Annotated in this window: 23 protein-coding genes; 9 read left to right on the forward strand and 14 right to left on the reverse strand. The window is 73.1% G+C overall.

The genetic code is table 11. The features are described from left to right. Positions 1-29: 29 nt before the first annotated feature. Positions 30-980, forward strand: coding sequence for an alpha/beta hydrolase (locus BM339_RS26555; RefSeq protein WP_256255464.1), 951 nt, complete (start codon positions 30-32; stop codon positions 978-980). A gap of 45 nt (positions 981-1,025) precedes the next feature. Here BM339_RS26555 and BM339_RS50845 read toward each other — a convergent pair whose 3' ends face one another. From BM339_RS50845 to BM339_RS26575, 4 genes are all read right to left on the reverse strand, one after another. Beyond that, the gene (locus BM339_RS50845) at positions 1,026-2,753 is read right to left on the reverse strand and encodes a serine/threonine-protein kinase (RefSeq protein WP_075022586.1); all 1,728 of its coding nucleotides are present in this window, start codon (positions 2,751-2,753) and stop codon (positions 1,026-1,028) included. Between the two features lie 78 nt (positions 2,754-2,831). Beyond that, positions 2,832-4,193 carry a DUF4389 domain-containing protein gene (locus BM339_RS26565; RefSeq protein ID WP_075022587.1) on the reverse strand — a complete coding sequence of 454 codons (1,362 nt, stop codon included), beginning with the start codon at positions 4,191-4,193 and terminating at the stop codon, positions 2,832-2,834. Positions 4,194-4,267: 74 nt separating this feature from the next. Next, the gene (locus BM339_RS26570) at positions 4,268-5,230 is read right to left on the reverse strand and encodes a quinone oxidoreductase family protein (RefSeq protein WP_075022588.1); all 963 of its coding nucleotides are present in this window, start codon (positions 5,228-5,230) and stop codon (positions 4,268-4,270) included. 80 nt (positions 5,231-5,310) lie between these two features. Then, positions 5,311-5,991, reverse strand: a complete 681-nt coding sequence (locus BM339_RS26575; RefSeq protein ID WP_021598492.1) for a TetR family transcriptional regulator — start codon at positions 5,989-5,991, stop codon at positions 5,311-5,313. 300 nt (positions 5,992-6,291) lie between these two features. On the opposite strand from BM339_RS26575, the gene BM339_RS26580 reads away from it, so the two are divergent. The 3 genes from BM339_RS26580 (at position 6,292) to BM339_RS26590 (ending at position 10,286) form a co-directional block, all read left to right on the forward strand. Beyond that, complete coding sequence (locus BM339_RS26580; RefSeq protein ID WP_024935014.1) at positions 6,292-6,564, forward strand: hypothetical protein; 273 nt, start codon at positions 6,292-6,294, stop codon at positions 6,562-6,564. Positions 6,565-6,670: 106 nt separating this feature from the next. Then, positions 6,671-6,946, forward strand: a complete 276-nt coding sequence (locus BM339_RS26585) for a DUF6504 family protein (RefSeq protein WP_083597953.1) — start codon at positions 6,671-6,673, stop codon at positions 6,944-6,946. A 1-nt stretch (position 6,947) separates the two neighbouring features. Then, a complete protein-coding gene (locus tag BM339_RS26590; protein WP_256255465.1) occupies positions 6,948-10,286 on the forward strand; it encodes a DNA polymerase III subunit alpha in 3,339 nt (1,112 codons plus the stop codon). 21 nt (positions 10,287-10,307) lie between these two features. On the opposite strand, the gene BM339_RS26595 is transcribed toward BM339_RS26590, so the two are convergent. The 4 genes from BM339_RS26595 to BM339_RS26610 form a co-directional block, all read right to left on the reverse strand. After that, entirely contained in the window at positions 10,308-10,985 is a 678-nt protein-coding gene (locus tag BM339_RS26595) for a DUF4328 domain-containing protein (protein ID WP_021598496.1), read from the reverse strand. Between the two features lie 94 nt (positions 10,986-11,079). Further along, entirely contained in the window at positions 11,080-11,412 is a 333-nt protein-coding gene (locus tag BM339_RS26600; RefSeq protein WP_256255466.1) for a hypothetical protein, read from the reverse strand. A gap of 78 nt (positions 11,413-11,490) precedes the next feature. Then, positions 11,491-12,138, reverse strand: a complete 648-nt coding sequence (locus BM339_RS26605) for a response regulator (protein ID WP_075022592.1) — start codon at positions 12,136-12,138, stop codon at positions 11,491-11,493. A gap of 25 nt (positions 12,139-12,163) precedes the next feature. Further along, positions 12,164-13,354: a sensor histidine kinase gene (locus BM339_RS26610; RefSeq protein ID WP_244938407.1), complete on the reverse strand. Its 1,191-nt coding sequence runs from the start codon at positions 13,352-13,354 to the stop codon at positions 12,164-12,166. 317 nt (positions 13,355-13,671) lie between these two features. Here BM339_RS26610 and BM339_RS26615 point away from each other — a divergent pair, with 317 nt between their 5' ends. Further along, positions 13,672-13,887 (forward strand): hypothetical protein, encoded by a 216-nt coding sequence (locus BM339_RS26615; protein WP_021597557.1) that lies wholly within the window; start codon positions 13,672-13,674, stop codon positions 13,885-13,887. Between the two features lie 141 nt (positions 13,888-14,028). Continuing rightward, complete coding sequence (locus BM339_RS26620) at positions 14,029-14,829, forward strand: methyltransferase domain-containing protein (protein ID WP_075022593.1); 801 nt, start codon at positions 14,029-14,031, stop codon at positions 14,827-14,829. Between the two features lie 7 nt (positions 14,830-14,836). Here BM339_RS26620 and BM339_RS26625 read toward each other — a convergent pair whose 3' ends face one another. The 5 genes from BM339_RS26625 to BM339_RS26645 all read right to left on the reverse strand — a co-directional run bounded on the left by BM339_RS26625 (position 14,837) and on the right by BM339_RS26645 (position 19,293). Next, complete coding sequence (locus BM339_RS26625; protein WP_075022594.1) at positions 14,837-15,256, reverse strand: DUF3592 domain-containing protein; 420 nt, start codon at positions 15,254-15,256, stop codon at positions 14,837-14,839. Positions 15,257-15,281: 25 nt separating this feature from the next. After that, complete coding sequence (locus tag BM339_RS26630) at positions 15,282-16,991, reverse strand: acetolactate synthase large subunit (RefSeq protein ID WP_075022721.1); 1,710 nt, start codon at positions 16,989-16,991, stop codon at positions 15,282-15,284. 98 nt (positions 16,992-17,089) lie between these two features. Then, positions 17,090-18,109 carry an LLM class F420-dependent oxidoreductase gene (locus BM339_RS26635; RefSeq protein ID WP_075022722.1) on the reverse strand — a complete coding sequence of 340 codons (1,020 nt, stop codon included), beginning with the start codon at positions 18,107-18,109 and terminating at the stop codon, positions 17,090-17,092. 141 nt (positions 18,110-18,250) lie between these two features. After that, positions 18,251-18,451 carry a DUF397 domain-containing protein gene (locus BM339_RS26640; protein ID WP_218163763.1) on the reverse strand — a complete coding sequence of 67 codons (201 nt, stop codon included), beginning with the start codon at positions 18,449-18,451 and terminating at the stop codon, positions 18,251-18,253. Continuing rightward, complete coding sequence (locus BM339_RS26645) at positions 18,448-19,293, reverse strand: helix-turn-helix domain-containing protein (RefSeq protein WP_021597551.1); 846 nt, start codon at positions 19,291-19,293, stop codon at positions 18,448-18,450. Before BM339_RS26645 ends, BM339_RS26640 begins: the two co-directional genes overlap by 4 nt. Positions 19,294-19,492: 199 nt before the next feature. Between BM339_RS26645 and BM339_RS50095 the strand changes: the two genes are divergently transcribed. Then, positions 19,493-20,005: an ATP-binding protein gene (locus BM339_RS50095; RefSeq protein WP_021597550.1), complete on the forward strand. Its 513-nt coding sequence runs from the start codon at positions 19,493-19,495 to the stop codon at positions 20,003-20,005. Here BM339_RS50095 and BM339_RS26655 read toward each other — a convergent pair. Continuing rightward, entirely contained in the window at positions 20,002-20,646 is a 645-nt protein-coding gene (locus tag BM339_RS26655) for a TetR/AcrR family transcriptional regulator (RefSeq protein ID WP_075022595.1), read from the reverse strand. The genes BM339_RS50095 and BM339_RS26655 overlap by 4 nt on opposite strands. 74 nt (positions 20,647-20,720) lie before the next feature. On the opposite strand from BM339_RS26655, the gene BM339_RS26660 reads away from it, so the two are divergent. Together BM339_RS26660 and BM339_RS26665 are read left to right on the forward strand one after the other, a co-directional pair. Beyond that, entirely contained in the window at positions 20,721-21,356 is a 636-nt protein-coding gene (locus BM339_RS26660; RefSeq protein WP_075022596.1) for a GNAT family N-acetyltransferase, read from the forward strand. Next, positions 21,353-21,832, forward strand: coding sequence for a hypothetical protein (locus BM339_RS26665; protein WP_075022597.1), 480 nt, complete (start codon positions 21,353-21,355; stop codon positions 21,830-21,832). The genes BM339_RS26660 and BM339_RS26665 overlap by 4 nt, the downstream gene beginning before the upstream one ends.

The following is a 21,832-nucleotide window of genomic DNA, read 5'->3' on the forward strand; positions in this document are numbered from 1 at the left end:
GTTCGCGGCATATGGGAGGAATTGTGGACGTGACGGCGGATGTGCTCGGCCCCGGCTACGAGGCGATCGAGCTGCCTATGGGCCGGGACGCCGAGGGCGAGGTCGTGGCGACGCTGGTGCGGCGGCGCGGCACCGACCCCTCCCGCCGGGCCGTGCTGTACCTGCACGGGTTCGTCGACTACTTCTTCCAGAAGCACCTGGCCGATTTCTACCTCGATCTCGGCTTCGACTTCTACGCGCTCGACCTGCGCAAGCACGGGCGCTCCCTGCGCCCGCACCAGACCCCGAACTACGTGGAGAGCCTGTCGGACTACTTCCCGGAGATCGACGAGGCGGTGCGGATCGTCCGGGACGTGGACGGGCACGACACGCTCCTGCTGAACGGCCACTCCACCGGCGGCCTGATCGCGGCCCTGTGGGCCGACCGGGTGCGGGGCCAGGGCCTGGTGGACGGCCTGTTCCTCAACAGCCCGTTCGTGGACCTCGCCGAGCCGCCGGTCCTGCGCAAGGTCGGTGCCGGCCTCGCGCGTGCGCTGCGCCCCCGCTTCCCGAAGGCCGCGCTGCCCGCGGGCGTGTCCGACCGGTATCCGCGCAGCCTGCACCGCGACCACGAGGGCGAGTGGGAGTTCGACCTCGCGTGGAAGCCGCTGCTCGGGTTCCCGGTGCGGGCGGCGTGGCTGGCCGCCGTCCGCCGTGGTCAGCTCCGGCTCCGGCGCGGCCTGGACGTCGACGTGCCGGTGCTGGTCATGGCGTCGACGCGCAGCGTCCGCCCGACCCGCAAGGTGCTGGACGTGACGGGCGCCGACGCCGTCCTGGACGTCGAGCACATGGCCCGCTGGGCACCGCGGATCGGGCGTCATGTGACGTTCGTCCGGATCGACGGGGGTCTGCACGATCTCGTGCTGTCCGCCGAGCCGGCCCGCACGCAGGTCTTCGCGGAACTGACCCGCTGGACGAACGGCTACCTGCCCGCCCGCTGACCCTCGGGCATCGGCCCGGCGGCCTGCCGGCGTCCGCCCGGCGGGTTACTGGATCTTCGACATGTCGAAGTCGTCGAACCTCACGGTGATCTGCTGGGCGGCGTTGCCGCCGCGCTCGCCCGTCAGGGCGACCTTGCCGTTGGGCAGCGGCTGGTCGGTGTCGGTCTCGTCGATGACCTTGTCGCCGTTCACCCAAAGCCGCAGGCGCACCTTCGGGCCGTCCTTCTCCTGGCCTTCGCAGGCGACCTGGAGCCTGTTCTGGCCGTTCGCCTCGAAGCCCGGCACCGAGTCGGGGCTCGCCAGCTCCTTCGTGCCGAGGTCGCCGTTGACCTTGCGGAGCACCGCGCCCTTGCCGTCGTTGCGGAGAAGGAACACGTACTTCTTCTTGCCGGCCTCGTTCATGCGGCATTCCACGCCGAACCGGCCGTCGGCGGGACCCTCGGCCGACGCCGTGACGGTCACCAGCATCGGGTCGGGGAAGTCCTCCACCTTGTCCTTGGGCACCGTGCGGCTGATCGAGCCGGTCGTGCCGGAGGTCTTCAGCTGGTACTTGCCGTTCACGTAGTCGTACTCGTCGAGGATGCTGTCGCCCCAGCCGGAGTTCGAGTCGGAGAAGTCGTCGGCGAACGCGGTGGCCAGGTTGTCGTCGGGCGGGCCGTCCGAGCGCAGCACCGTGAATCCCACGACGGCGAGCACGGCCAGCACCGCGACGGCCGCCCCGGCGATGATCAGCGGCCGCCGGAGCTTCGCGCCGCCCCGCCCGGGGCGCGCGTCCTCGCGGGTCGCGTTCCCGCCGAGCTGGGCGGTCGGCTGCTGGAAGGCCGCCTGCGCGGTGGGCGCCTGCCCGCCGGTCCCCTGCCCGGCCGCTCCCTGCACGGTGGGGCCGGCCGCCGGGCCGTGCCAGCTCGCCTGGACGGTCTCGGCGAGCGTCGCCGGATCGGTCTTCTCGTTGCCGACGAGCCGCCCGAGCAGGTCCTGGACGGACGGCCGGTTGCGCGGGTCCTTGTCGAGCGCGGCGGCGACGACGTCCCGCAGGCCGGGGTCGAGGCCGTCCAGCTTCGGCTCGTCGTGCGCGACGCGGTAGAAGATCTCCGGGACCGTGTTGCCCGCGAAGGGCGCGCTGCCCGTCCCGGCGTAGGCGACCACGCAGCCCCAGGAGAACACGTCGGACGCGGGGGTCACCTGCTCGCCGCGCAGCAGCTCGGGCGGCAGGTAGTTCGGCGTCCCGACGAACTGGCCGGTGCGGGTGGGACCGTCGGCGGCGTCGAGGGCGCGGGCGATGCCGAAGTCGATGACGCGCGGCCCGGTCGAGGACAGCAGGACGTTGGCGGGCTTGAGGTCGCGGTGCACGATCCCGGCGCCGTGGATGGCGGCGAGCGCGGTGGCGACGCCGACCGCGAGGCCCTCCAGGTCGGAGCCGGGGAGCGGGCCGCGTTCGGCGACGGCGCTCTCCAGGCTCGGCCCCTCGATGTACTCGGTGACGACGTACAGCGGGTCCCGGTCGAGCTCGGCGTCCATCACGGGCGCCGTGCAGAACCGGCGCACCTGCCGCGCGGCGGTCACCTCCCGGCGGAACCGGTCGCGGAACGGGCCCTCCCCGGCCAGCTCCCGGTTGATCACCTTCACCGCGACGCGGCGTCCGGACGGATCCTCGCCGAGGTAGACCGTCCCCATGCCGCCCCGGCCGAGCCGGCCGACCAGCCGGTACGGGCCGAGCTCCGCGGGGTCCTCGGGGCGCAGGGCCTCGCCGTTCTCTCCTGCGTGCGTGGTCATCGTGGTCCTGACGGAAATATCGGGAGTCTTTGCGGTAGCACCCTAGCGGCGCCACCGTCTTTCCGACGCGCGAAGGTGTCAGCGCGTTCGGCGCGCCCGCGGAAGAGTCCGGAACGGCGGCATCCTCTCGCCGGTGAGCCCGAACGCGTACGCCACGACCCGGCCGGACCACCGCTGGCATCCGACGACCAGGGCGTACAGAGCGCGCGGGTACCGGCCGGTGAACGGGATCACCAGCCAGCTGACCATCATGACGAGCACCAGCGCGGTGTACATGACCAGCATGACGACCAGGTGCGGGATCACGAGAAAGCCTTTGAGCAGCATGAACCAGCGCCTCGGGCCGCGCCAGGAGTCCGGGAACGGCAGGTCGACCATGACCGTCGGCTCGTCCGCGGCCGGCTCCATGGTGGCGCCGGCCTGCCGCGCGGGCTCGGGCTCCCGCGCGTCGACGGGGCGGGAGCGCTCGCCCGGCACCGGCTCGGCGGCGGGCGGCGTGCCCGGCTCCGCCCCCCGCGCCGGGTCTTGCCCCTGAACCGGCTCCGGAACCGGCGCTTGCGCAGGCCCGAACCCGTGCCAGGACGCGGATATCGTCTCCACGGCCTGTTCCAGGTCGGCCCTGTCCTGGCCGACGAGCCGGGTGAGGATCTGCCGGGCGGTCGGGCGGTTGCGCGGGTCCTTGCCGAGCGCGGCGGCGACGATGTCGCGCAGCCGCGGGTCGAGGCCGGCGAGGTCGGGCTCGTCGTGCTCGATGCGGCGGAACGTCTCCGCGACCGTGGTGGCGTGGAACGGGGGACGGCCGGTCCCGGCGTAGGCGACGACGCAGCCCCACGAGAACACGTCCGACGCCTGCTCGACCGGCTCGCCCCGCAGCACCTCGGGCGCGATGTAGGCGGGCGTCCCGACGAACTGGCCGGTGCGGGTGGGGCCGTTCGGGGCGTCGAGGGCGCGGGCGATGCCGAAGTCGATGACGCGCGGGCCGGTCGAGGAGAGCAGGACGTTGGCGGGCTTGAGGTCGCGGTGCACGATCCCGGCGCCGTGGATGGCGGCGAGCGCGGTGGCGACGCCGACCGCGAGGCCCTCCAGGTCGGAGCCCGGCAGCGGCCCCTTGTCGCGGACGGCCTTCTCCAGGTTCGGCCCGTCGATGTACTCGGTGACGATGTACGGCGGGTCCTGGTCGAGCTCGGCGTCGATCACGGGCGCGGTGCAGAACCGGTGGACGCGCCGCGCGGCGGTCACCTCCCGGCGGAACCGGGCGAGGAACGCGGGCTCCCCGGCCAGCTCCCGGTTGACGACCTTCACCGCGACGCGCCGCCCGTCCGGCTCGGCGCCGAGGTAGACGGTGCCCATGCCGCCGCGGCCCAGCCGGCCGAGCAGGCGGTAGGGCCCGAGGACACGGGGCTCGTCGTGCTCCAGGGGTCCGGCGGCGGTCGTCGTCATGGGGGGGTGGCGCTCCTCGGAAGATCGTCTCTCCGGGCCCACCCTAAGGGAGCCGGCGGGCTCCCGGAGGGCCGCTAGGGGATCACGAGGAGCTTCCCGGTGGTCCGCCGCGCCTGCAGATCGTCGTGCGCGGCGCGGGCGTCGGCGAGGTCGTAGCGGTGCCCGACACGGACCTTCACCTCGCCCGATCCCACCCAGCCGTAGACGTCGGCGGCGCGCTCCAGCAGCTCGTCCCGCTCCTCGACGAAGTGGCGGAGGGTCGGCCGCGTCAGGTACACCGACCCGGCGCGGTTGAGGCGCTGCGGATCGAACGGCGGGACGGCCCCGCCGGCCGCCCCGTACAGGGCCAGGGTGCCGCGCCGCCGGAGGCTCGCGAGGCTCCCGTCGAACGTGGGCGCTCCCACGCCGTCGTACACGGCGGCGACGCCCGCGCCGCCGGTCAGCTCCCGGACCCGGTCGGCGAAACCGTCGTAGCCCATGGTGACGTCCGCGCCGGCGGCCTTCGCGAGCTTCTCCTTCTCCGGGGTGGACGCCGTCGCGAGGACCCGGGCGCCGAGCGCCTTGGCCGCCTGGGTGAGCAGCAGGCCCATCCCGCCCGCCGCCGCGTGCACCAGGACGGTGTCGCCCTCCTTGACCGGATACGTGGACCGGGTGAGGTAGTGCGCCGTCATGCCCTGCAGCAGCGACGCGGCGGCGTCCTCCAACCCGACCCCGTCCGGGACCGGGACGGCCTTCGCCACCGGGACCGCGGCCTGCTCCGCGTAGGAGCCCTGCACGTCGGACCAGGCGACGCGATCTCCCACGGAGAACTCCCGGACGCCGTCGCCGACCGCGACGACCGTCCCCGCCGCCTCAAGGCCCGGCGTGTACGGGAGCTCCTGCTCGTAGGCGCCCGTGCGGTAGTAGACGTCGATGAAGTTGACCCCGGCCGCCGCCACGTCGACCAGCACCTCGCCCGGACCCGGCTCCGGGGCGGGACGCTCGGCGGGCTCCAGCACCTCGGGGCCGCCGGTGCGGGTGACGACGATCGCACGCATGGGATGCTCCCGACTGGCCGGCTGCGGCGGACGATCCGGAGAACCCGGGGCGCTCGCCGGCTATTCCGGCCGCGGAGCGGTCACACCCAGTCGCGCATCGTCTGCGCGGCGAGCGTCACCGCCCGCTCGACCCGGGCCGCGACCGTCCCGGCGTCCCAGATCTCCCGGCGGGCGCACTCCTCGAACGCGACCTTGACGGTCGCCAGGTAGAACGCGACGAGGATCCGCGGCCGCGGGTCGTTCTCCAGGTCGACGCCCTCCCGCCGCGCGATCTCGGCCGCGAGGGCCTCGGTGGACGCCGAGTACCGCGCCATCTGCGCCGCCATCAGCGACGGCGTCGCCTCGATCACCTGCCGGACGCGGCGCCACCGGGCGCCGTCGGCCGGGTCGCCGTCGGCGATCGTGCGCAGCACCACGCGCAGCGACTCGAACAGCGCGGTGAACGGCCGTTCCTCGGGGGGACGGGCGGCGAGCGCCTCGCCCATGAGCTGGTCGTGCTCGGAGAGGAAGCTCGTGACGACGTCCTCCTTGGTGCCGAAGTAGCGGAAGAACGTCCGCTGCGACACCTCGACCGCCGCCACGATCTCGTCGATCGTCGTGGCCTCGTATCCCTTGGCGAGGAACAGGTCCAGGGCCGCGTCGATGAGCGCGAGCCGGGTCCGCTGCTTCTTGCGCTCGCGGAGCCCGGCGAGGGCGCGGCCCTGCTCGGGGGCGGGGTGGTGGGTGTGGCCTGACGGGTCGCCGGCGGGGACGGCGCTCATCGGCTCGCTCCTTCTGTCAGCCTGACGCGGGCGGTGCGCGTCTCACAGAGGCTTCTATCACGGACGGAGCCTCCGCATGGACGCCGGGTTCCAGGAACGGAACGATTGGCGCACGACGGCGCGGCACGTCGCGCCGCTCCCCGCGGACCATCCCCGCGAGAACGCGGAACAGCCCTCCCACTCTCCGGATTCTCGCTGCGCAGCCGCGGTTTTCGGGCCATGCTGGAGCACGGTCACCAACCGTCGCCGGACGATCGCCCATGGTCATCCGGGCGGCATGGACCTGCTGAGGCGGCTGATGTGTCTGTAGTCGGTGGGCGCGACATCGCCGAGGTGCGCAGGCGTCACCTCGCGGCGCTCGCGCGCGAGCTGGAGGCCCGCGGCCTCGCCTGGAGGTTCGCCGGGCCGGACGGGTCGCTGCTGGCGGTGCTCGGCCCGCGGACGCGGCGCCGGCTCATGGTCGTCGCCACTCCCTCCGGCGACACGTGGCTCTATCTGTGGCCCGGCGGCGGCATGGCCGACGTCACCGAGCTGACCGGGGTCGCGGAGCGTATTCGCGCGCTCCTCGGCTGACCCCCGCCTTGCTCCCGGGACGGGGGCTTCCCTAGACTCGGGTGCGAACGTCTGTTCGAACGTCCGCATGTTCTTCCCCCGTGCGGTGAGCGCGAGGGGGAGGCAGATGACACGCGTGTTCGGCGATCCGGTGGACGTCTGGGTGAGCGATGGGCGTCCGGTCCGGTTCGTCTGGCGTGGCCGGCTCTACACCGTCCGGCGGGTGCTGGAGCACTGGGTCACGACCCGCGACTGGTGGCGGGAGCAGCGCCCCGACGGCGAGGCCACCGGCGAGCGGGAGTTCTGGCGGGTCGAGGCGACCCCGGACAGGGAGATCGGCGTCTACGAGCTGCGTTATGACGTGGCGGCCGACAGCTGGCTGCTCTCCCGGGTATGGGACTGACGTGCATATTCATGTCGCTTCGTCCTATTCGCTCCGGTTCGGGGTCGCGCCGCCCGCGGCGCTGGCCGAGCGCGCGGCGGGCCTCGGCATGGAGACCCTGGCGCTGACCGACCGCGACGGGCTGTACGGCGCCGTCCGGCATGTCCGGGCCTGCGCCGACGCCGGCATCGGAGCCGTCGTCGGCGCCGACCTCAAGGTCGTCTCGACCGGCGAGGAGCGCATCGTCGTGCTCGCCGAGGGCCGCGCCGGCTGGCGGTCGCTGTGCCGGCTGGTGACGGCGGCGCACGCGGCGGGCGAGCGCGGGAACCCGCTGGTGACGCGGGAGATGGTCGGCGCCCACGCCGACGGGCTCATCGTGCTCCTCGGCCCGATGTCGGACGTGGGGCGCGCCGTCACCGGGCGGCGCCCCGACGTCGCGGCGGCGCGGCTGGCCGCCTGGCGGGACGCGGCGGAGACCGTGATCGAGATCGTGGACCACCGCGACCGGGGCGACGGCCCGCGCGCCGCCCGCATGCTGGCGCTCGCCCGCGAGGCCGGGGTGCCCGCCGTGCTGGGCAACGCCGTCCGGTACCTGGATCCGGCCGACCATCCGGTCGCGCAGGTGCTGGACGTGGCGCGCTGGCTCGTCCCGCTGGACCGGCGGCATCTGGACGACCGGACCGGCCAGGCCTACCTGAAGCCGATCCCCGAGATGCGCCGGGTCGCGGAGCTGAGCTGCGGCCCGCGGGAGGCCGAGGCGCTGCTGGCGGAGACCCGGCGGCTCTCGGAGCGCTGCGTCCTGGACCCGGGCCGCGACCTCGGCATGGACGAGGTCCACCTGCCGGCCGTCGGCGGCGAGCCCTACGCCCGCCTCGTCGCCCGGTGCGCCGAGGGGACGGCGAGGCGCGGGCTCGCCGGGTCCCGCAAGGCCGCGGACCGGCTCGACGCCGAGCTCGGCGTGATCGCCCGCAAGGGCCTGGCGCCGTACTTCCTCACGGTCGCGGACGCCGCCGCGCTGATCAGGTCGCGCGGCATCCGCTGCGCCATCCGCGGCTCGGGCGCGGGCAGCCTGGTCACCTACCTGCTCGGCATCGGCGACCTCGACCCGCTGCGGCACGACCTGGTCATGGAGCGGTTCCTCGCCGACAGCCGCGAGGGCCTGCCCGACATCGACCTGGACGTGGAGTCGGCGCGGCGGCTGGAGGCCTACGAGGCGCTGTTCGACCGGTTCGGGGCCGACGCCACGGCGTGCGTGTCGATGATGGAGACCTACCGGGCGCGCAGCGCGCTGCGCGACGTCGGCAACGCCGTCGGCCTTCCTCCGCACGAGATCGACGCGATCGCCAAGGCGTTCCCGCAGATCAGGGCGAGCCAGATCCGCGCCGCGCTGGACGACCTGCCCGAGCTGCGGCAGAGCGGCCTCGCGGCGGGCCGCCTGGAGGTGCTGTTCCGGATCGCCGAGCGCCTGGACGGCCTGCCCCGCCACATCGCCATGCACCCGTGCGGCGTGCTGCTGTCGGACCCGGGCCTGCGGGACCGCACGCCGATCGAGCGGGCGGCCGTGGGCTTCCCGATGAGCCAGTTCGACAAGGACGACGTCGAGGCGATGGGCCTGCTCAAGCTCGACGTGATCGGCGTCCGGATGCAGTCGGCGATGGCGCACGCGGTGGCGGAGGTCGCCCGGCTGACCGGGGAGGAGATCGCGCTGGAGGACGTCCCGCGCGACGATCCCGCGACGTACGCGCTGGTCCGCACGTCCCGGACGCTCGGCTGCTTCCAGATCGAGTCGCCCGGCCAGCGGGAGCTGATCGGCCGCCTCCAGCCGCGCGACCTGGACGACCTGGTCATCGACATCTCGCTGTTCCGTCCGGGCCCGGTCAACTCCGACATGGTGTCGCCGTTCCTGGAGGCCCGCGCCGGCGCCCGGGAGCCGGAGTACCCGCATCCCGACCTCGAACCGGTGCTGCGGGAGAGCCTCGGCGTGGTGGTCTTCCACGAGCAGGTGCTGCGGATCTTCGACGTGATGACCGGATGCGGGCTCTCCCAGGCGGAGGCCGCGCGGCGGAGCCTGAACCACGAGCGCGGGCAGGCCGTCGTCGGCGCCTGGTTCCGGCAGCGGGCGCTGGCCCGCGGCTATGACGGGCCGACCGTCGACCGCGTCTGGCGGACGCTGACCGCGTTCGGCGCGTTCGGCTTCTGCAAGGCGCACGCCGCGTCGTTCGCGCTGCCCACCTACCAGTCGGCCTGGCTGAAACGGCACCACACGGCCGCCTTCTACGCCGGCGTCCTGACCCACGACCCCGGCATGTACCCCAAGCGGGTCATCCTTGACGACGCCCGGCACTTCGGCGTGCCGATCCTGCCGCTGGACGTCAACCGCTCGGCGGCGGACTGGCACGCCGAGCCCGTCTCCGAGGGCGGCCCGACCGGCATCCGGGTCGCGTTGAGCGAGGTCAGGGGAATCTCCGCCGCCGAGGTCGGCGCGATCGTCGATGCCCGGCCCTACGCGTCGCTGACCGACTTCCGGCGCCGCGCCCGGGTGTCCCGCCCGACCGCCGAGCGGCTCGTCCTGGCCGGGGCGTTCGACACCGTCCACGACGGCGTCCCGCGCCGCGACCTGCTCTGCCGGGTCGGCGCCCTCGACCGCGCCACCGCCCGTCCCGGCCGCGTCCCCGAGGGCCAGCTTCCGCTCGGCGACGCGACCCCGCCCGGCCCGGCCGAGGAGATCCCGGCGGGCGGGCTGCCGCCGATGACGCCCGCCGAGGTCGTCGAGGCGGAGCTGGACATCCTGGGCATGGACGTCAGCCGGCACATCATGACGTTCTACGCCGGCCTGCTCGCCGGAATCGGCGCCGTCCGCGCCGCTGACCTGCCGGGACGCCCCGACGGGAGCGACGTCCTGGTCGCCGGCGTCAAGGTCGCCACCCAGACCCCGGCGGTCAGGTCGGGCCAGCGCGTCATCTTCGCCACGCTGGACGACGCGACCGGCCCGGTCGACCTCACGTTCTTCGAGTCGGTGCAGGACCGGTGCGCCGCCACCGTCTTCGGCTCCTGGCTCCTGGTCGCCCGCGGCCGCCTCCGCCGCGCCGGCGCCCGCGCCGTCTCGATCACCGCGAACGCCTGCTGGGACCTGAACACCCTGTACGAGGAATGGCGCCGCGGCGGACCGGACGCCGTCCGCGCGGCCATGGCGCGCCCGGCCGTCCCCGGCCGCCCGGTGGGCCGCCGCATCGTCCAGCCGACCGGCTTCGCGATGTCCCCGTACTCCGACATCGGCCACGCGGGCCCGGCCGTCAAACGCCCGCCCAAGACCGCCCTATGGCACACCAGCCAAGGCAGCTCAGGCCCCCCGCCCTCCTAGGAACCCCGCCTGCGCAGGGGGCTAATCCCGCAGTACCTGGATCCGGGTGATCTGGAAGACGGTGGCCATGCAGAGGGCGGCGGCGAGGGCCTGGAAGGCGGCGGCGGCGACGCCGACGTGGACGTCGAAGCGGGCTTCGGCGAGGGTGTCGACGCTGCCGTGCGTGAAGGCGTAGCCGAGGAGGAGGCCGAGGATGGCGCAGGCCCACCAGCCCGCGACGACGAGCCCGGCGGCCTGGCGTTCGGCCGTCCGGTAGCGGCCGCTGTTCACCCAGACCTCGTACACCACGCGGGGCGGGAGCCACAGGTTGACGACCGGGAGGAACCAGCCGAGGAGCACCCAGGCGCGGTGGTGCCGGTGGGGGCCGGGGGACTGCCGGTACGCGCGCCAGAGCCAGGTGAGGTACAGCAGGCCGGTGACCCCGGCCATGATCGTGCCGATCGTGAACACGTCGGCGTAGGGGGCGAGGGCCTTGCCGGTGGCGGCCGCGTCATAGCTGTCGTGGGTCGCCCCGCGCAGCGGTTCCGCCATCCTGAGCAGGCTGATCCCCGAGCCGAGGGCGACGAAGGCGTTGAAGCCGAGCAGCATGAACACGGCCACGCCGACGGCGCGGAAGTCGCGGCGCCGCGCCCACGCGCCGCAGGCCGGGCACCGGTCGACCTCGGTGGGGATGATGTCGCCGCACAGCGCACACGGCATGATCCACCTCCCTGGTCTTTGCGGTCGCCTGCTCCGGATACTACGTACGTTTGACCGACTCGGCCCAACGCGGGTTCGGGGTCTCACCGAATCGTCACACGTGGAACACGAGCCGTGTCGCCGCGTAGGCGGCGGCGGCGGTGACGGCGGCCCACGCGGCGAGGCGGGCGAGGCCGCCGGTGTACAGCAGCCGCTCGGGACGGAACCCGGTCACGGCCAGCAGTGCCCACCATTCGGCGGTCAGCGCGATCGTGGCGTGCAGCGACCCGAAGCCGATCAGCGAGAAGAGCAGGACGACGCCCGCCGGGGTCGCGGTGTGCGCGAACAGGGCGGGGGCGCGGGCGGGCCCGCGCAGCCCGTTGCGCAGGCCGGCGAGGACGGCGCCCCAGCCGGCGGCGCACAGCGCCCAGATGACCAGGACGGTCACGGGCAGGCCGTTCAGCGACTCCGGTGCCAGTGCCGTCCCTCCCCGTCTCGCCGCGTCCCGTGCCCGTGCCCGTGCAGGTCAGGTCATGAGGCCCGACTCCCAGGCCCAGGCCGCCGTCTCCACCCGGTTCCGGGTGTTCAGCTTGCGGGAGAGGCTCCCGAGGTGCGTCTTGACCGTGGAGAGCGACACGAACAGCTCCCCGGCGATCTCCTCGTTCGTCCGGCCGCGCGCGACGAGCCTCACCACGTCCAGCTCCCGGCCGGTGAGCGGCTCGCTGGGCTGTGCGGGCACCGGGCGGGGCCGGGCCAGCCGCTCCAGGAGCCGGACGGTGATGGACGGCGACACCAGCGACCCGCCGTTCGCCGCCGCGCGGACGGCCTCCACCAGCAGTGCGGGGCCGCTGTCCTTGAGCAGGAACCCGACCGCGCCGCCGCGCAGCGCCCCGTACACGTACTCGTCCATGTCGAAGGTGGTGACGATCACGATGCGGGGCGGGTCCGCGACGCCGGGGCCGGCGAGGGCGCGGGTCGCCTCCAGGCCGTCCATCCGCGGCATCCGGATGTCGAACAGGCACACGTCGGGGCGCAGCCGGTGGGCCAGCGCGACGGCCTCGGCGCCGTCGGCGGCCTCCCCGACCACCTGCATGTCGGGCTGCGAGTCGACGATCATCCGGAACCCCGTCCGGACCATCTCCTGGTCGTCGGCGATCAGTACGCGGATGGCCACCCACCGATTCTGTCAGCAATCGGGATCAGCCGTCCCCCGCGGGCAGAAGCGCGACGACCTCCCAGCCGCCCTCCGGGCGCGGGCCCGCGTGCAGCCGGCCGCCGAGGGCGCCGATCCGCTCGGCGAGGCCGGTGAGCCCGAACCCGCCGGACGGCAGCCGCCGCCCGCGCCCCCGCCCGTCATTGCGCACCGCGACCTCGACGTCGCGCCCGACGCGCGCCACCGACACCCGCACGCTCGCGGCGTCGGCGGCGTGCTTGCGGATGTTGGTCAGCGCCTCCTGGACGACGCGGTGGGCCGACGCCGCGACCTCGGGCGGCAGCGTCCCGAGGCCGGGGGCGAGGGTGAGCGCGGCGGGCGGGTGGGTGAACCCCTCGACGAGGTCCTTCAGCTGCGCGAGGTCGCCGAGGGGACGGGTGGAGCCGCCGTCCGGGAGGGCGTCCCCGTCCGGCGCGTTGACGTGCTGGGCGTCGCGCAGCAGGCCCACCATGCGGCGCATCGAGGTGAGCGCCTCGGTACCGGCCTTCTCGATCCCGCCGAACATCCGGTCGAGCTGCTCCTGCGTCGGCCCCGCCCCGGCCCCGGCCGCGAACCGGGCCGCCTGCGCCTGGACGACGATGCCCGTCACGTGGTGGGCGACGAAGTCGTGCAGGTCGCGGGCCAGCTCCAGCCGCTCGTCCCGCCGCGCCGCCGCCAGCGACCGGGCCCGCCGGGCGTCCAGCGCGCGCAGGTAGAGGCCGACGCCGAGCGCGATCGCCACCGCGATGCCGAGCGGCGCGGTGATCAGCGCCGCCGCGAGCACCGACCAGCGCATCGGCACCGCGAGGATGGCCGCGCCGAGCAGCACCGCGGTCGGGATCAGGGGCTGGCGGCGGGTCCGCCACACCGTCCGCGTCATGACGATCAGCAGGGCGCCGATCTCCGCGAACACGCTCGGGGCGCCTTCCTCCGGGTAGTCCGTGAGGCCGAGGAACAGGGTGCTGAGCACCGACAGCGCGCCGGCGGCGACCGCCCACGGCAGCAGGAGCCGCCGTCCCATCACCGCGGCGACGCCGGCGACCGCGGCGATGACCACCATCCACAGGACGGGAGGGTCCTCGATGGCGGCGTACGCGCAGGCCAGGAGGAACAGGGTCACGAACGCCGTGTACGCGACGCGCACCATGCAGCCGCCCACCGAGTGGATGCGGTCCAGCTTCGACGCGACGTCGCTCACGCTGCCGCAGCGTAGGGCCTCGCGACCGCCGGGGATATCGACCATTCGGCCGACCCTGCGCGCGAGGCCGTGTCCGGTGCGCCCGGGGTGACCCGCCCGTTGTCGCTCTCCGTGACGCGCGGCCCCGCTCCGCATCCTGATGGATCGAATGGACGTTCGAGAATGTCAGAGGTGCTGAGTAGCGTTGACCTTGTGATTTAGGAGACACCTGGGAACAGGTGTCGAACCGAGTGGCTTGTAACGACGTACCTAGGGGTATGTGACAACCGGTGGCATCCGCACAGGCGCGGCCCGCCAGGTTCGGAAGGGGTGTTGGCATGAAGGCGACCGGCACGTTCCATCTCTCCCGCCCGCGGCTGGACGGGCCCGCCGAGCGGACCGTCGTGGAGCCGTGGCTCACCCAGCTCTCCCACGCGACGCTGAACGCCTACGCCGAGACCACGGGCCCGCTGGCCGAGGTCGAGGCCCTGCCCGTGCGGCCGGTTCCGGCCGTCCGGTCCCTGCCCGCCCGCCGGGTCGCCGCCGCGGCCTGACGCACTCGTCGAGAAGGGGATCGAGGCACCGGCCTCGGTCCCCTTCTTCGTGCCCGCTATGTCTCGCATATTGATACAGAGTTCTCGTATTGTGAGAAGTGGTCGTACGGTGGGGGCACCGGACACAGAGAGGCGACCCCGATGACCGCGAAGGCGACCTACACCCACGGCCACCATGAGAGCGTGCTGAGCGCCCATCAGTGGCGCACGGTCGAGAACTCCGCCGCCTACCTGATCGAGCACCTGCGTCCGGGCCTGTCCGTGCTGGACGTCGGCTGCGGCCCGGGCACGATCACCGCCGGGTTCGCCGGACGCGTGGCGCCCGGCCGGGTCGTGGCGGCCGACTCCGCCGAGGCCGTCCTGGAGGAGGCCCGGAGGAACACCGCGAGCCTGGACAACGTCGAGGTCGCGGTCGCCGACGTCCACGCCCTGGACTTCGCGGACGGCGCCTTCGACATCGTCCACGCCCACCAGGTCCTGCAGCACATCGGCGACCCCGTCCACGCCCTGCGCGAGATGCGGCGCGTCACCAGGCCCGGCGGGCTCGTCGCCGTGCGCGAGGCCGACTTCGGCACGATGATCTGGTATCCGGAACCGCCCGGCATGGACGCCTGGCTGCCGGTCTACTACAGGGTCGCGCGGGGGAACGGCGGTGAGCCCGACGCCGGGCGCCGCCTGGTCTCCTGGGCCCGCGCCGCCGGCTTCACCGACGTCACCGCCTCCGCCTCGGCCTGGTGCTACGCCACCCCGGAGGAGCGCGAGTGGTGGAGCGAGTCCTGGGGCGGGCGCCTGATCCGGTCGTCCGTCGCCGACCACGCCGTGGCCGGAGGGCATGCCACCCGGGAAGAGCTCCAGCGCATCTACGAGGCATGGAAGGAGTGGGCGGCCGCCGAGGACGGCTGGTACTCCGTCACCCACGGCGAGATCATCGCTCGGGTCTGAGCCCGCGTCACGCCGTCGAGCGACCTGTGCGGTAGGCGACGACGCCGGACAGGACCGCCCCGGCCGCGAAGAGCCCCACCAGGAACGGCGCCTTCGCCACGTCCTGGAACGGTGCCACGCTGCCCGCCGGGTCGTCGGCCGCGTAGACGACCTCGATCGTGCCGCCCTGCCGCACGGTCGCCGGCCAGCTGCGGCGGCGTTCCTCCACCCTGACCGCGCGGCCCTGGCGCGTGGTGAACTCGACCGTGATGTGCCCGGACGAGCGCGTGCCGTCGACGTCCAGGACCCGTGCCCTCGCCTTCTCCTTGCCTATCTGACCGGCCCAGGCGGCCACGGCGCCGCCGCCCCAGGTGACGGTGAGCAGCCCGAGGACGCAGGCGAGGACGATGCCCGTGATGTGGACGGGGCGCCGCATGGTGGCCGACATGTCCCCATGATCACTGATTCAAAGGTCAGAAGGGGCCCGTCAGGTCGCCGAGCTTGTCGGTCAGCTGGAGGTTGTGGGAGTAGTCGACCGGGACCGTGATGACGGAGACCGTGTCGTCGGCCAGGGCCTTGCGGAGGGTGGGGAGCAATTCGGCGGCCGACTCGACGCGGTAGCCGCGGGCGCCGAAGCTCTCCGCGTACTGGACGAAGTCGGGGTTGCCGAACCGGATGTTCGAGCTGTGCCCGAGGTCGAGGTCCATCTTCCACTCGATCAGGCCGTAGGCGGAGTCGTCCCAGATGAGCACCGTGATCGGGATGTTCTCGCGGACGGCCGTCTCCAGCTCCTGGGAGTTCATCAGGAACGCGCCGTCGCCCGTCGCGGCGAGGACCCGGCGGTCGGGGTGGGCGAGCTTGGCGGCGATCGCCCCGGGGACGGAGAAGCCCATCGAGGACAGGCCGTTGGAGACCAGCAGCGTGTTCGGCTCGTAGGTCGGGTAGAGGCGGGCCATCCACATCTTCACCGCGCCGGTGTCGGCGAGGACGATGTCGCCGCGGCCCATGGCGGCGCGCACGTCGGCGACGACGCGGCGCGGGGAGAGCGGATGCCCGTCCTCGGTGGCGCCCTCGGCGAGCTCCTCCCGGAGCATTTCCCGGATCCTGCGACCTGTCGAGCGGAGCTCGTCCGTTGAATGGTGGTGGGTGGGGGCTGGAGGACGGTCTGTGCCGTTGACGTCGAAGCGGCGGTGGATGGAGTCGGCGAGCGCGCGGAGCGTGCTGGAGATGTCGCCCTGGACGCCGACCTCGACCGGGTAGTGGTCGTCGACCTCGGCGGGCGACGGATGGATGTGGATGATCTTCTTGTCCGCGGCCGGGTTGATCTTGACCGGGTCGAACTCCTGGAGCTCGTACCCGACGGTGATGAGGACGTCGGCCTCGTCGAACCCGAAGTTCACGTAGTCGTGGCGCATGAAGCCGACGGCGCCGAGGGCGTTGCGGTGGTCGTCGGGGAAGACGCCCTTGCCGTTGAACGTGGTCGCGACCGGCAGGCCGAGGCGCTCGGAGAAGTACACCAGGGCGTCGCTCGCGCCGGCGCGGGCGGCGCCGTGCCCGGCGAGCACGATCGGCCGCCTCGCCAGCGCGATCACATCGGCGGCGCGGGCGAGCTGAGACGGCGACGGGTCCTGCGCGCGGACGACGTTCACCGGCAGCGGCGCCAGCCCGGCGGAGACCTTCGCGGCCTCCACGTCCTCGGGGATCGCCAGGTAGACGGCGCCCGGACGCTCGGTCTGCGCGGTCTTGAAGGCCTTGCGGACCATCTCCGGCAGCGCCTCGGCGGTGGGCGCCAGCTCCGCCCACTTGGTGATCGGGCGGAACAGCGACACCAGGTCGATGACCTGGTGCGACTCCTTGTAGATGCGGTCGAGGCCGACCTGCGCGGAGATCGCGACGACCGGGGTGCTGTTGGTGGTGGCGTCCGCGACGCCGAGCTGCAGGTTGATCGCGCCGGGGCCGAGCGTCGCGGAGGCCACGCCCGCCCGGCCGGTCAGCCGGCCGTAGATCTCTGCCATGAACGCCGCGCCCTGCTCGTGCCGGACGAGGATGTACCGGATCGCCGAGTCGTTCAGCGCGTTGACGAAATGGATGTTCTCCTCGCCCGGGATGCCGAAGACGTATTCGACGCCCTCCGCCTCAAGGGTCCTGACGAGCAGCCGGGCGGCGTCCTCCTGCGTGGACATCGTGTGTCCCATCTCCAGTCTGTGTTTCTCCTGGGGTGCGTCGGGTGCAGCACCCCGGTACCTACCTCCATTCCGCGAACCGATGTGTCGTTGCTCTCTTACGCGTCGGCCATTTCCTTGATCGCGCGGAGCGTGGGCTCGTCCTTCACCCCGGCGATCAGCAGGGTGGTGACGGGGCTGTCGCGCCACAGCGGGAGCCGCTCCCTGATCCGCCCGAGCGGGCCGAGGAGGGAGATGGCGTCGGCCAGCTCGTCCGGGACGGCCTTGACCGCCTCGTCGCGGCGGCCGTCCAGGAACAGCTCCTGGACGCGTTCGGCCTGCTCGGCGTAGCCGAGCCGGCCGATCAGGTCGAGGTGGAAGTTGCGGTCGCGGGCGCCCATGCCGCCGATGTAGAAGGCGAGCGGGATCTTGGCGAACTCCAGCGCGGACGCGAGGTCGTCGGTGACGATCGTGGTGACGGTCGCGGCGATCTCGAAGCCGTCCGGGCGGTTCGCCAGGGACGCGCCGAAGACGCCGTCGATCTGCTGCGGGTCGACGAACAGCGGCAGCCAGCCCTGCGCGACCTCGGTGGACAGCGCGACGTTCTTCGGCCCCTCGGCGCCCAGGTAGACGGGGATCTCCGGGCGGACGGGGCGCGCGATCGACTTCAGCGGCTTGCCGAGGCCCGTCCCGCCCGGGTAGGGGAGCGGGTAGTGCGGGCCCTCGCTGGTCACCGGGGCCTCGCGCCGCCACACCTGCCGGACGATGTCGAGGTACTCGCGGGTGCGGGCGAGCGGCTTCGGGAACGGCTGCCCGTACCAGCCCTCCACGACCTGGGGGCCGGACGCGCCGACGCCGAGGATCACCCGCCCGCCCGACAGCGCGTCGAGGGTGAGCGCGTGCATGGCGGTCGCGGCCGGGGTCCGCGCCGACAGTTGGACGACGGCGGTGCCGAGCTTGATCCGGGACGTGCGGGCGCCGTACCAGGCGAGCGTGGTGAACGCGTCGGAGCCGTACGCCTCGGCGGTGAAGACCGAGTCGTAGCCGCAGCGCTCGGCGGCCAGGACCGTCTCGGTCTGGTCGTCGGGGTCGCGCTGCCAGTAGCCGACGTTGATGCCGAGCTTGAGTTCCGCGGTCACGTTCACCCTCCGGTTGTCGACGCACCGCCGATACTAGAACTCGTTCTAGTTTTCTGGGAAGGGGTCGCGCGCATGGCGAGGGGACGCGCCCATGGCGAGGGGCCGCGGCGTGGCTCGCCGCGGCCCCCTGCCGTGTGTTCGCTAACTGTTCTTGATCGCGTCCAGGAGGCCTCGCCAGGCCGGCGGCTCCAGCACCAGGGCCGGGCCGGCGGGGTCCTTCGAGTCGCGTAGCGCGCGAAGACCGCTGGCCAGTGGCGCCACCTCGACGCACTGGTCGCCGCTCCCGCTGTGGGACGACTTGCTCCAGGTGGCACCGGTGAGTTCGCGCTGCAGGTTGGTCACGGGCTGCTCCTTGCTGCCTCGGCGATGAGGTGCGCGGAATCCTCGGGGGACAAAGCGGCCGCCTCGATCCGTTCGAAGCGATACCTATGTTTTGCTATTGCCTCGGCGCTCTCAAGGTAAACGTCGCCCATGGTGCCCTCTACGTAGGCGATATCTGGGTCTGCGGGGTCTGGATACGACAATATGGTGAAACGTCCGTCTAGGCCCGCATGCTCCTTTGCCGTGTATGGAAGTACCTGGATGGTCACGGATGGGTGGGTTTTCGGGGCGCCGGCGAGGGCGTCCAGCTGGCCCCGCATGACCTCCTCGCCGCCGATCGGGCGGTGCAGCACCGCCTCGTCGAAGATCACGTGCAGCCGGGGCGCGTCGGTGCGGTCCAGCAGCGCCTGGCGGATCTTCCGGGCGGCGATGCGGCGCTCGATGTCCTCCGGGCCCGGCAGCAGCCGGCCCGCCGTGATCACGGCGCGGGAGTACGGCTCGGTCTGCAGCAGCCCGTGCACGAGCTGCGGGTCCCACGTGCGGATGTGGGACGCCTCGTCCTCCAGCGCGACGTAGCTGCCCGCGAAGACGTCCTGGTAGGCCGTCCACCAGCCGCGCTGGCCGGCCTGCCGGGCGAGCGTGATGAGCGCGTCGCGATCCGGGCTCGGGACGCCGTAGAGGTCGAGGATGTCGGCGATGTCGCCGGGTTTCGGGCGCGTCTGGCTGGTTTCGAGGCGGGAGACGGTGGCGCGCGACCAGTCGAGCCGGTCCGCCACCTCCTGCAGGGTCAGGCCCTGCTCCTCGCGCAGCTTGCGGAGCTCCCGGGCGAGACGGCGGCCGCGGACGGTGGGGCGGTAGGTCATGGAAGTGGAGTCTTACCATTCCGCGGGCTCGCCACAACGCGATTGACGAACCCGGCAGGAAGGCCAGAGCAATTCGGTGAAGGGTGTTGCGTGCGTGAGAATCTCACGACACGCTTGTTTGCGTGACCGCCTGGGAACTCATGGTGACCGTCCGGGACGCTCACCCGGGCACGGAGCACGCAGACCGCGGGAGGAACCCGTGAACACCACGCCAGCCGACCTGACCACCGCGACCGTGGCCGACGCGACGAAGGGCGGCGATCAGGCCCCGGGCGACGGCGTGCCCGGGTGGGTGTGGGCCCTGCCGGGCGGCCCGGGATGCGCGGGCCACGCGCGCCGCGTCCTCGGCGACGCGCTCGCCTCGCTGGGCGTGCCGGTCGAGGTGATCGCCGACGCCCAGCTCATGGTGAGCGAACTGGCCACGAACGCGCACCAGCACGCCGGTGAGCACGGCCCGCACGAGCTGTGGCTCTACATGGGCGACGGGACGGCGGGCGAGGTGCGGTGCGCCGTCTTCGACGGGTTCGCCGACGTCGGCCTGCCCGTGTACTCCTGGACGTCCGGCGACTGCGGGCGCGGGCTCAGCATCGTCCAGGAGCTGTCCGGCGGATGCTGGGGCCTGCGGCGGACGCTGTCCCGGCTCGGGCCGTCCGTCCGCGGGAAGGCCGTCTGGTTCGCCCTCCCCGGGACCGCCGGAATCGGCCGCTCCTAGTCAGCCGCCTGCTCCGAGGCGGGCTTCTCCGGGTCGGGCTTCGCGGCGGGCTTCTCCAGAGCGGGGCCGATGTCGCTCACCAGGGCGAGCAGCGACCTGGCGAGGAGCGTGTGCACCTGGTCGCGGTCGAGGGTCTTCTCCTGGAGCCACTGGCGCGTCGCGGCGTCCGCCAGACCGGAGTAGACGCGCAGGACGGCCCGCAGCGTCTCGGTCGGCTCCGGCACCCCGAGGACGGCCAGCATGTGCTCGACCGTCTCGTCCCGGAACCGGTTGACGATCCTCAGCAGCTCCGGGTCCTGCCCGAACCCCTCGGCGTCCAGGGCGGCGAACCAGGTCGTCGCGTTCCGCTCGGCCGCGTCGAGGAACAGGTTCACGCACAGCTCGACCGCCTCGGGGAGCGTCGTCCGCTCGTCCGCCGGCGGCGCCTGCATCGCCGCCGCCGCCGTCAACCCCTGGACGACCTTGAGGAACAGCTCGCGCTTCGTCCCGAAGTAGTAGTGGATCAGGCCGCGCTGCACGCCGGTCTCCCGCGCGATGGCGGCCGTGGACACCTCGGCGTAGGGCAGTTCGGTGAACATCCTCCGCGCCACGCCCAGGATCTGGGCACGCCGTTCGTCCGGGGACAGACGCTGGTAACTCACCGCGACAGCCTATTCTGTGCGGGCGGCCTGGTGCTGTGCGAGCAGGGCTTGCGGGTGACGTGAGGGGAGCGCGCGTGGACGCTTTCAGAGGGGACGTGCGCCTGGAGGGTGAACGGCTGGTACTGCGCCCGTTCGGCCTGGACGACGCGCCCGCGCTGATCGACGCGATCCGCGCCGGGGAGGACTTCCTGCCGCCCAATTTCCCGGACGCCCTGGAGGCCGAGCCCCTCGCCTGGTTCCTGCGGGAGGGCGTCCACAAGGTCCAGCGGTTCGGCCTGGGAATCCATCTGGCGGTGACGGATCGCGATACCGGCGACCTGCGGGGCACCATCGGGCTGTTCAGGGTGAACTGGTCGCATCTGACGTCCGAGGTCGGCTACGGGATGCGGCCGAGCGCGCGCGGGCGCGGCTACGCCACCGAGGCCCTCTCCCTGGTCTCCGACTGGGCGCTGCGCCACTGCGGGCTCTTCCGCGTCGAGCTGCGCGCCATGGTCACGAACCACGCCTCGATCCGCGTCGCCCGGAAGGCCGGCTACCTGCGCGAGGGCATCGCGCGCGGTGCGGAACGCGACGCGGACGGCGTCAGCCGGGACATGGTCGTCTTCAGCCGCATCGCGACCGATCCACCTCCGGACGGCGCGCCGCGGCGGCCCCCGGACGGTGCCTCGGAGAAGCTCGTCGCCGACGACGTGGAGGGAAGGCACCGATGACCGCTGTGGAGAAGACGCTCGTGATGTACGGCGAGGGGGCGCGTGAGGCCGCTCGCCGGATGCTGCCGAAGCTGCCGGACGAGCGTTTCGTCCCGATCGAGCCGGAACGGCTGCGCGAGGCGGTCAAGGAGGGGCTCGTCCAGGTCATCATGGTCGCCCGCATGGAGGAGCAGGTCGCGTTCCTTGGCGGCGCGTCCGGCCTGCTGGAATCGATCACGCTGGACATGGACTGCGGGACGGCGATGGCGGGGAAGGTGGCCGAGGCCCCGGCGGTCCGGGACGTCTACGACCTGTGGGACGCCGCCGGCAAGCTCGGCCCGTGCGGGCGGGAGCTGTGCCGCAGGACCGCCGGCGAACTGGAGCGCCGCGCCGCCGGCATGGCAGGCGATTCGGACGTTCAGGTCGCCGCCCAGGTGGTCCTGCTGGACGCCACGGGGGAGAGCATGGTCGGCATGTACGGGCGAATGGCCCGGTAG

Origin of the sequence: Actinomadura madurae, from assembly GCF_900115095.1 — a bacterium.
GTDB lineage: Bacteria > Actinomycetota > Actinomycetes > Streptosporangiales > Streptosporangiaceae > Spirillospora > Spirillospora madurae.

Excerpts from the sequence above, each read along its gene's own strand:
- BM339_RS50845 (WP_075022586.1), bottom strand. The coding sequence starts at position 2,753 with ATGACCACGCACGCAGGAGAGAACGGCGAGGCCCTGCGCCCCGAGGAC.
- BM339_RS26565 (WP_075022587.1), bottom strand. The coding sequence starts at position 4,193 with ATGACGACGACCGCCGCCGGACCCCTGGAGCACGACGAGCCCCGTGTC.
- BM339_RS26570 (WP_075022588.1), bottom strand. The coding sequence starts at position 5,230 with ATGCGTGCGATCGTCGTCACCCGCACCGGCGGCCCCGAGGTGCTGGAG.
- BM339_RS26575 (WP_021598492.1), bottom strand. The coding sequence starts at position 5,991 with ATGAGCGCCGTCCCCGCCGGCGACCCGTCAGGCCACACCCACCACCCC.
- BM339_RS26585 (WP_083597953.1), top strand. The coding sequence starts at position 6,671 with ATGACACGCGTGTTCGGCGATCCGGTGGACGTCTGGGTGAGCGATGGG.
- BM339_RS26595 (WP_021598496.1), bottom strand. The coding sequence starts at position 10,985 with ATGCCGTGTGCGCTGTGCGGCGACATCATCCCCACCGAGGTCGACCGG.
- BM339_RS26615 (WP_021597557.1), top strand. The coding sequence starts at position 13,672 with ATGAAGGCGACCGGCACGTTCCATCTCTCCCGCCCGCGGCTGGACGGG.
- BM339_RS26620 (WP_075022593.1), top strand. The coding sequence starts at position 14,029 with ATGACCGCGAAGGCGACCTACACCCACGGCCACCATGAGAGCGTGCTG.
- BM339_RS26625 (WP_075022594.1), bottom strand. The coding sequence starts at position 15,256 with ATGTCGGCCACCATGCGGCGCCCCGTCCACATCACGGGCATCGTCCTC.
- BM339_RS26630 (WP_075022721.1), bottom strand. The coding sequence starts at position 16,991 with ATGTCCACGCAGGAGGACGCCGCCCGGCTGCTCGTCAGGACCCTTGAG.
- BM339_RS26645 (WP_021597551.1), bottom strand. The coding sequence starts at position 19,293 with ATGACCTACCGCCCCACCGTCCGCGGCCGCCGTCTCGCCCGGGAGCTC.
- BM339_RS26665 (WP_075022597.1), top strand. The coding sequence starts at position 21,353 with ATGACCGCTGTGGAGAAGACGCTCGTGATGTACGGCGAGGGGGCGCGT.